This is a genomic window from Hymenobacter daeguensis (assembly GCF_054780555.1).
In genome coordinates this window covers 1-8445 of the sequence record NZ_BAAGWC010000052.1, presented here as the reverse complement: position 1 = coordinate 8445, position 8445 = coordinate 1, and the positions used below count along the sequence as shown (strand labels likewise).

The following is an 8445-nucleotide window of genomic DNA, read 5'->3' as shown; positions in this document are numbered from 1 at the left end:
CCCGGCCGGGCACCCGGCGTAGCGGCGGCCAGGTAGGCCACGGCCATTTCACTCCCCAAAGAGGCCCGCAGGCTGTCCAGCGCCGCCTCGTGGCCCAGCGAATCGACCAGCGGGCGGCCGGCGCGGGGCCAGGCGCGGGCGGGCGCGGTGGCCAGGTGCAGCAGCAGCGCGGTGCGGGTACTCAGCACGTCGGCAAGGGCCAGGGGCTGGGCCGGCTGGCCGCGCAGGCGCTGCTGCAGGGTACCCCGGGCCGTTTCGGGGTTCGAGAAGCCCTGCAGCTGGGCCCGGCTGCCGGCCAGCTTCACGCCCAGCAGGCCCTGCGACACCAGCCCGGTGAGCTGGTCGAACTGCCCGTGCACATCGGGCCGGAAAAGCACGTCGAGAAACTGCGGCAGGCGGCGGTAGTTGATGAGCAGCGTGGCATCGAGCCCGCGCAGCTTCAGCAAATCGGTGGAGCCGAAGGCGGCCAGCACGGTGGGCGCTTCCGGGTGGGCCAGGCGGCGCACCACCGCTTCCACCAGCGCCGGATTGGCACTGATGAGCAAGTGGTTGCGGTAGTTGAGCACGGTGATGCTGGTTTCGCCGCGCAGCTCGGTGAGCACGGTCAGTTCCTGGTCCTCGTAGTCGCGGGTGCTGAGGCGGTAGCGCGGGTCGCGGCCCAGGGTTTCGAGCAGGCTGCGCACCTGGCGGTACTCGCTCACGTGGGCCAGCGGCACCTGGTAGAGCACATCGAACTCGCCCGGCCCGGTGACGTGCACCGAGGTGATGACCAGCTTTTTGCCCAATAGCCGTAGCAAGTTGTTGCGCCGCCGGGCGTTGCCGCCGGCCAGGCTGTCGGCCAGGGCCAGGTGGCCGGCGGCCTGCTGGAAGTAGCGCACCGTGGTGAGGTTGTCCCAGAGGTCGGTTTCCTGCAGGTGGCGCACCAGGTTGGGATGGTCGTGGGTGCTGAGTACCAGCACGGCATCATCGGGCACCAGTGTGTAGGGGTCGACGGGCACGGCCGCCAGGGTGCGCCGGTAGTAGACGTACGTAGCCAGCGTGAGCAGCAGCAGCAGCGCCGTGAGTAACGCTAAAAGCTTTCGGGACATGCGGGAGGTAGCGGATGGCGGGCGACGAAAGTACGGCTTTGGGCCGGACAAGTCGGCTTCTCGCCGCTGCCGCGTATCTTTCTGCTGAATACGACTTCCCCGCTGTGCAATGACTTTTTGGTTTGAAAGAACTGGTTTGAAAGCGGCCCGGCGCCTGCCCTGGCTGGCCCTGCTGGCGCTGCCGGCCTGCTTTCAGCTGCGCGAGCCCGAGCCCGCCGTGGCCGCCAGCGAGTGGATTCAGCCCACCCAGATTGACATTCTGCTGGCCAACTTCACCACCGCCGTGCAGAACGTGAACGTGGCCAACTACGAGCGCAGCCTCAGCAACCCCGGCTTCCGCTTCGTGCCCGACCCTACCAGCGCCGGCTCCTCGCCGGCCCTCTTCGCCAACTGGGGCGTGCCCGAGGAAACCACCTACTTCAGCAGCCTGCGCCGCCGCACGGCCACGGGCGTCACCAACTCCCTCGTTCTCAGCGACCGGCGCGACCAGCTCTACACCGCCGATTCGGCCGAGGTATCGGCCCTGTACCAGCTGCGCGTGACGCAGCAGGACACCGCTTTTCACGCCGGCCTGCTGCAGGGCAACATCCGCCTCATCCTGCGGCGGCGCAGCAACGAGTGGCGCATTGTGGCCTGGCGCGACCAGCGCACCGGCTCCGGCCTGTGCTGGACGGATTTGAAAAAGTATTTCAGCTCGCACTAGCTCCTTTGCCGGGCCGCGCCAGCTCCCAGCCCATTGCCCCAAGCGTCACCACGTATTCCAGCCCCACCAGCCACAGGTTTTCGGTGTAGGCGCTGGTGCGATACGCGGCGTAGGACAGCACCGCCAGCCCACCCCACACCAGCGGAAACCGGAAGCGCGAGAGCGTGCCCAGCCCCACCAGCAGCGTGATGTACCACGGATGAATGGTGGTGGCCAGCAGGTAGTAAGCCGTGAGCAGCAGCAGCAGCGTGGCAGGCAGCGCGGCCAGCGTGGGGCGGCGCTCGCGCCAGGCCAGCCCCAGGCCCAGCAGCCCGGCCGTGAGCGCCAGCGCCGGCCCGATGATGGCAATCTGATTGTAGGTCGTGAGCCAGTAGCCCACCGCCCGCAGCACGTAGTAGATGCTGGCGTTGAACTCGAAATTGCGGAAATACAGCCGCAGGCTCCGGCTGATGTTCACGAACAAATCGACCGACAGAAACGGGCTGAACAGCACCAGCAGCGTGCCCCCGGCCACGGCCGCATACAGCAGCGTGCGCCGCCAGCCCAGCCGCCGCACCAGCAGCGGCAGCAGCAGCAGCGGCAGCAGCTTGGTGGCCACGCCCAGCCCCAGCGCCACCGCCGATTTGGCCCATTGCTGCCGCCCCAGCAGCCAGATGGCCAGCAGCACGAAGCAGAACACGCCCGCCTCAAAATGCAGGTTGCCCACCAGCTCGGCAATCACCAGCGGGTGCAGCAGGTAGCGCAGGGCCCGGGCCGGCGGCCAGCCCAGGGCCGGCAGCAGGGCCAGCAGCAGGGCCGCCGCGCCCACTTCAAAGCCCAGAATCACGAGCCGCAGCGCAAGCGCAAACCCGCGCTCCGATGCCGGAAAAACCCAGGCGGCGGCTCCGAACACGGCCTGGCACACGGGCGGGTACACCGAGTAGTAGTGCGGCGAGTTGAGCTGCCGGTAGAGCTGCTGCAGCTGCGGCAGCGCCCGGGTGCGCGCTTCGGGAGTAGGCAGCACGGCGCGGGCGCCATCGGCAATAATCTCGTCGGGCCGGTAGCGAAACGGGTTGGCGCCGTTGGCCACCAGCAGCCCATCCCACCGGAAGCGGTACACGTCGTCGGACAGCGCCGGCAGGGCCGGCAGCCACAGCAGCCGGAACAGCAGCGCCGCCGCCAGGCCCCAGCGCAACGGCAGCCGGCTGTGCAGCAGCCACCCATACGCCGCCAGCGCCACCCCAAACAAGCCCAGCAGCTGCCCCAGCTCCGTGCGCGGCGTGGCATACGCCAGGCCGGCATACGCCGCGCCCGAAAGCAGCAGCGCCAGGGCTTGGGAAATGGAGGGAAGCTTGGGTGTCAAGGCAGGAAGGTAGAATGACGAGCGCCTCACCGGTTGTGGCGCACCGAATAATAGAAAATGGCGGCAAAGCCAACGGTCAGCAGCGAATGGAAAGGCATCAGCCCATAATCGTCAAAATAAACGCCGGCCGCCAGCCCGAACGCGAAGTAGAGCGCCAGCACGCCTTCGAGCAGCACCAGCGGGCCCACGCCGCCCGTGCGGTAGCGGCGGCGCCGGGCCGGGCCGCCGGTGCCGGCTTTGGGGGTGCGCACGAAGGGCGTGCGGCGGCCCAGCCAGCCCAACACCACCGCGCGGGCATTGTGCAGGGCCAGGCCCATCGAAACCGACAAAAACAGCAGGAAAAACCCGGGGTAGCGCCACAGCGGCTTGCCGGGGTGTGCCAGGCGCCAGGCCGTGTAGTAGTAGTAAATCAGCGGCGTGAAGCCCACCAGGAAAATGGAAGCCAGCTGAAAAACCACCTTGTACTCGTGGTACTGCGCCCGCACAAACACCAGTGGCACACTCAGCAGCGCCATGAGCATGATGACGATGTACACCGTGCTGTTGAGCAGGTGAAAGGTGGCCTGCAGCTTCACGGCCAGCGGCTGGCCCGAGCGCCACATGTTGCCGAGGTGCTTGTGGGCGGTTTCGGCCGCGCCCTTGGTCCAGCGGAACTGCTGCGACTTGAGGGCATCCATCACCGCCGGCAGCTCGGCCGGGGCCACAATGCCGGGGCGGTAGATAAACCGCCAGCCCCGCAGCTGGGCGCGGTAGCTCAGGTCGAGGTCTTCGGTGAGGGTGTCGGTGTGCCAGCCGCCGGCATCGTCAATGCAGGCCCGCCGCCACACGCCGCCCGTGCCGTTGAAGTTGATGAAAAAGCCCGCAAACGTGCGGCCCACCTGCTCGATAAGAAAGTGCGCGTTCAGCCCGAAGGCCTGCAAACGCGTCAGCAGCGACTCATCCTCGTTGAGGTGGCCCCAGCGCGTCTGAACCACGCCCACCTGCGCATCGTGCAGAAAGTAGGGAATGGTGCGGCGCAGAAAATCGGGCGCGGGCACGAAGTCGGCATCGAAAATGGCCACGAACTCATCGGCATTCGCTTCGAGGCCGTGGCGCAGCGCGCCGGCTTTGTAGCCCTGCCGGCTGGTGCGCCGCACGTGGCTGATGCTCAGGCCCTGGCCGGTGTGGTGCGCCACGCGGGCCGCCGCCAGCGCCACGGTGGCATCGGTGGAGTCGTCGAGCACCTGAATGTGCAGGCGGTCGGCGGGGTAGTCGAGGGCGGCCGTGGCATCGATGATGCGCTCCACCACATTTTGCTCGTTGTAGAGGGGCAGCTGCACCAGCACGCGGGGCCAGTCGGCCGCGGCCGGGGCGGCCGGCACCAGCGGGGGCGGCGCGGCATACGCCCGCAGCGCCAGCCGCGTGAGCTGCCACTGCCCCACGCTGAACCCCAGAATAAATAGCAGGCACAAACCGTACACCACCACCAGCAAAATGGGCAGTGCCACCATCAGAAACGCAAAAAAGAAGCTAGAAACACGACGGTGGAGGGGAGCAGAAAGCAGGCGCAAATTACCGCCCGGGCAGCATTACCAGTATTTGAAAATCGTCCAGAGAATCTTGTAGCCGGCCCCGAGCGTGCCCCGTACCGTGCCCGATACCTTGCTGGTGCCAATGCGCTTGCGGTAGCGCACGGGCACCTCCACGGTGCGCAGGCCCAGGCGGGCGGCCTTCACCTGCATTTCCACCGTCCAGCCGTAGGTTTTGTCTTCCATGCCGATGCGCAGCAGGGCCGGGGCCAGTATGGCGCGAAACGGGCCCAAATCGGTGGTGGTGGTGCCGTAGCGCAGACGCAGCAGCCCGGCGGCCAGCCAGTTGCCAAACCGCTGCTGGGGCAGCAGCGAGCCCTTTTCACGCTCGCCCAGCGCCCGCGAGCCAATCACCATGTCGACCGCGCCGCTTAGCAGCGGGGCCAGGAGCTCAGGCATCTGTTCGGGGAAATCGGAGTGGTCACCGTCGAGAAATACGACGATGTCCGGCTGCTCGGATTGCGGCCGGCCGAAGACGTGGGCCATGCCCGCCAGGCAGGCGTAGCCGTAGCCGGGGCGCGGCTCGCGCAGCACGGTGGCCCCGCAGGCCGCCGCGATGGCGCCCGTGGCGTCGGTCGAGTTGTTATCGACCACCACGACTTCGTGGGCCAGCCCCTGGGGTATTTCGGCCAGCACCAGGGCAATGGCTCCGGCTTCGTTATGAGCCGGGATGATGACGCTGACGAGTGGTCGGGGCATGAGGAAAAAGGCTTACCAGGCCACAAAGATGCCCCCGCCGCCGTAAAGCCCCGCCGGGCCGCTACCTTGCGGCCGTTTTTCAAGCCCCCTCCCCTCATGCTTCAGGTAGGCCAACCCGCTCCCGATTTCACCCTCACCACCACGTCCGGCGCTTCGTTTCGGCTGGCCGACCAGCGCGGCCGGCACCTCGTGCTCTACTTCTATCCCAAGGATGACACGCCCGGCTGCACCGCCGAGGCCTGCTCCTTCCGCGACCAGTACGAAGATTTCAAGGACCTCGGGGCCGATGTCATCGGCATCAGCTCCGATAGCGAAGCCTCGCACCAGAAATTCACCCAGAAGCACCGCCTGCCCTTCGAACTGCTGGCCGACACCGACGGTCAGGTGCGTAAGCTCTACGAAGTGCCCCGCGCCCTGCTGGGCCTGCTGCCAGGCCGCGTCACTTTCGTAATTGACAAAGAAGGCGTTATCCAGTACATCTTCAACTCGCTGAGCGGCGCTACCGACCACGTAGCCAACGCCAAAAAGGTGCTGCAGGGCCTGCCTAAATAAGCCAGTAAGCCTGCCTGAGAGCTACATTCGATGGCTCGAACCGCCGCCCTCATGCCGCTCATTACCTCCGACGACTTCCTCGAAACCCTGGCCAAGCTGCGCCAGCGCGGCCTGCCGTTTCTGCTCTCCAAGCTGCGGCCCGATGCCCTGGCCCGCACCCGCTCGGCCTTCGACGACCCCACGCTGCGGGCGGCCAACTGGTGGCAGGTGCCCGCCGTGCGCCGCCGCTGGAACACACGCATGACCGGCCACCCCGACCAGCCCTACGAAGCCTACGTGGCTGCCAAGTACCTGCCCAACCGGCGCGGCCTGCGCCTGCTTTCGCTGGGCAGCGGCGCGGCTTCGCACGAGCTGGCCTTTGCCCGGCTGCCGCAGTTTGGCGAGGTGCGCTGCGTGGACATTGCCGGCCGCCTGCTGGCGCAGGCCGCCGCAATAGCCCGGCAGGAAGGCCTGCCCAGCTTCCGCACCGAGGTGGCCGACGTGAACGCGCTCGAGCTGCCGGCGGGCGCTTACGACGTGGTGCTGTTTCACTCCGCCCTGCACCACTTCCGGGACGTGAACGGGATTCTGGCGCGGGTGCGCCGCACGCTAAAGCCCGATGGGCTGCTGGTGCTCAACGACTTCGTGGGCCCCGCCCGGCTGCAGTGGACCGCCGCCCAGCTGGCCGAAACCAACCGCATTCTGCGCGATGTGGTGCCGGCCCGGTACCGGGTGCGCTACCTCTCGCAGCAGCTCAAAACCAGCGTCAGCGGCCCCGGCCGGCTGCGCATGCGCCTTGCCGACCCGTCGGAGGCGGCCGAGTCGGACCGCATTGTGCCGGGGCTGCGCCAGTACTTCGAGCCGCTGGAAGAAGCTGCCCTCGGCGGCAATGTTCTGACGCTGGTACTCAAGGACATTGCCCACCATTTCCTTCGCGAAGACGACCCCGAAATTCAGGCGCTGCTAGCCGAGCTTTTCCGGCTCGAGGATGCGTTTCTGGCCACGCATCCCAGCGACTTGCTGTTTGGGGTGTACCGGCCCCGGCCGCAGGCCTGAGCGCGTGGCCGGACACCATAGCCCGGCATTGGCAGGATGATAATGGGCAGTGGAGGCCATTTATGCGTAAGCAGGGCCATGACTCACTTCGCTGCTACTGCCCGTTTCCTGCTGTTGCTGCTGCTTTTTGCTGCCACGGCCGCCGGCCAAACGGCCCCGCTCAATGCCACGCTCGATGGCTACGCCTACCCATTCCCCGTCAAAACGCTGCCGCTAAAGCTGGAAGGCCAGCGCCTGCGCATGGCCTACATGGACGTGCCGCCCACTGGCAAACCCAACGGCCGCACCGTGGTGCTGCTGCACGGCAAAAACTTTTTCGGGGCGTATTGGCGCGAAACCATCAGGACGCTGGCTGCCGCCGGCTTCCGTGTGGTAGTGCCCGACCAGCTGGGTTTCGGCAAGTCGGACAAGGCGGACATCCACTACTCTTTCCACCAGCTGGCCCGCAACACCCGTCACCTGCTCGATACGCTGGGTGTGCAAAAAGCCGTCATCGTGGGGCACAGCATGGGCGGCATGCTGGCCACGCGCTTCGCCCTGCTTTACCCCGAAACCACCGAGAAGCTGGTGCTCGAAAACCCCATCGGCCTCGAAGACTACCGCGTGGGCGTGCCCTTTCAGTCGGTGGACCAGGCCGAGGCCACCGAGCTGAAAAGCACCGAAGCCAGCATCCGCAAATACCACGCAACCTACTACCCCAATGGCTACCCGGCGGCCCACGACCAATGGCTACTGCCCCTGGCCGCCCAGACCCAAAGCCCCGATTTTGCGAAAGTAGCCCGTGCCAACGCCCTCACCTTCGACATGATATACCAGCAGCCCGTGAGCTATGAGTTCGGCCGCGTTGTGGTGCCCACGCTGCTCATCATCGGCCAGGCCGACCGCACGGTGGTGGGCAAGGCCCTCATCAAAGCCCCCAAAACCCTGGCCCAGATGGGCCAGTACCCCACCCTGGGCCGCCGCACTGCTGCCCAAATCAAAGGCGCAAAACTGGTGGAAATTGAGAAAGTGGGCCACATTCCACACCTGGAAGCACCGGCGCAGTTCTACAAGGCGCTGCTGGCCTTTCTGGGGTAAAGGCTACCTGGAGCGGTTAGGGTACGTTGTTTGGCACACGCACCGGAAGCCGATGGTAGGTGCTGGTCCAGTATAGCGGCCTCGGGCTTTTATAGTGCAGGCAGAGAGTGAGTCACGGTAGCTGCCGCCTTTGGTAAGGCCGGCTTCCTGCACCATTTCGGCTACGTTTCCCAGTTGCTGATACAGGCCAAAATCATTCGGCGGCCCCTGCCAGGCATACCCCGGCGTAGGCAGGCTCAAAAAATAGGGCTCCGCCTGGGCATAGTTTATCCAATCTCGCGTGGGCCGGCTGCGATTGTAAGCTCTAGGAAGTGTTAACAGTCACGCAACCAAAGGACGGTTGCGGCCAAGTGAATAAAGGCCAAAAAATGCGCATCCAAT

8 protein-coding genes are annotated in these 8445 nt (G+C 66.3%); 4 read left to right on the top strand and 4 right to left on the bottom strand.

What is annotated here, in order from left to right; translation table 11 throughout:
* The coding region (locus ACYVHT_RS23180; protein ID WP_460557761.1) for a hypothetical protein at positions 1-1088 on the bottom strand (1088 nt) is incomplete at its 3' end.
* Positions 1089-1197: 109 nt separating this feature from the next.
* Here ACYVHT_RS23180 and ACYVHT_RS23175 point away from each other — a divergent pair.
* On the top strand, positions 1198-1791 hold the full coding sequence (locus ACYVHT_RS23175; protein ID WP_460557759.1) for a hypothetical protein: 594 nt from the start codon (positions 1198-1200) through the stop codon (positions 1789-1791).
* Here ACYVHT_RS23175 and ACYVHT_RS23170 read toward each other — a convergent pair.
* From ACYVHT_RS23170 to ACYVHT_RS23160, 3 genes are all read right to left on the bottom strand, one after another.
* Entirely contained in the window at positions 1778-3133 is a 1356-nt protein-coding gene (locus ACYVHT_RS23170) for a hypothetical protein (RefSeq protein WP_460557757.1), read from the bottom strand. The two genes, ACYVHT_RS23175 and ACYVHT_RS23170, sit on opposite strands and share 14 nt — an antisense overlap.
* Before the next feature lie 26 nt (positions 3134-3159).
* Positions 3160-4623: a cellulose synthase family protein gene (locus tag ACYVHT_RS23165; RefSeq protein WP_460557755.1), complete on the bottom strand. Its 1464-nt coding sequence runs from the start codon at positions 4621-4623 to the stop codon at positions 3160-3162.
* A gap of 78 nt (positions 4624-4701) precedes the next feature.
* Positions 4702-5400, bottom strand: coding sequence for a glycosyltransferase family 2 protein (locus tag ACYVHT_RS23160; RefSeq protein ID WP_460557753.1), 699 nt, complete (start codon positions 5398-5400; stop codon positions 4702-4704).
* Positions 5401-5496: 96 nt separating this feature from the next.
* Between ACYVHT_RS23160 and ACYVHT_RS23155 the strand changes: the two genes are divergently transcribed.
* From ACYVHT_RS23155 to ACYVHT_RS23145, 3 genes are all read left to right on the top strand, one after another.
* Positions 5497-5952, top strand: a complete 456-nt coding sequence (locus ACYVHT_RS23155; protein WP_460557751.1) for a peroxiredoxin — start codon at positions 5497-5499, stop codon at positions 5950-5952.
* A 30-nt stretch (positions 5953-5982) separates the two neighbouring features.
* Positions 5983-6987 (top strand): class I SAM-dependent methyltransferase, encoded by a 1005-nt coding sequence (locus ACYVHT_RS23150; protein ID WP_460557749.1) that lies wholly within the window; start codon positions 5983-5985, stop codon positions 6985-6987.
* 78 nt (positions 6988-7065) lie between these two features.
* The gene (locus tag ACYVHT_RS23145) at positions 7066-8064 is read left to right on the top strand and encodes an alpha/beta fold hydrolase (protein WP_460557747.1); all 999 of its coding nucleotides are present in this window, start codon (positions 7066-7068) and stop codon (positions 8062-8064) included.
* Positions 8065-8445: the final 381 nt, after the last annotated feature.

Bases quoted from the DNA above. Each gene is read 5' to 3' on its own strand.
- ACYVHT_RS23155 (WP_460557751.1), top strand. From the start codon at position 5,497: ATGCTTCAGGTAGGCCAACCCGCTCCCGATTTCACCCTCACCACCACG.
- ACYVHT_RS23145 (WP_460557747.1), top strand. From the start codon at position 7,066: ATGACTCACTTCGCTGCTACTGCCCGTTTCCTGCTGTTGCTGCTGCTT.
- ACYVHT_RS23165 (WP_460557755.1), bottom strand. From the start codon at position 4,623: ATGGTGGCACTGCCCATTTTGCTGGTGGTGGTGTACGGTTTGTGCCTG.
- ACYVHT_RS23175 (WP_460557759.1), top strand. From the start codon at position 1,198: ATGACTTTTTGGTTTGAAAGAACTGGTTTGAAAGCGGCCCGGCGCCTG.
- ACYVHT_RS23150 (WP_460557749.1), top strand. From the start codon at position 5,983: ATGGCTCGAACCGCCGCCCTCATGCCGCTCATTACCTCCGACGACTTC.
- ACYVHT_RS23160 (WP_460557753.1), bottom strand. From the start codon at position 5,400: ATGCCCCGACCACTCGTCAGCGTCATCATCCCGGCTCATAACGAAGCC.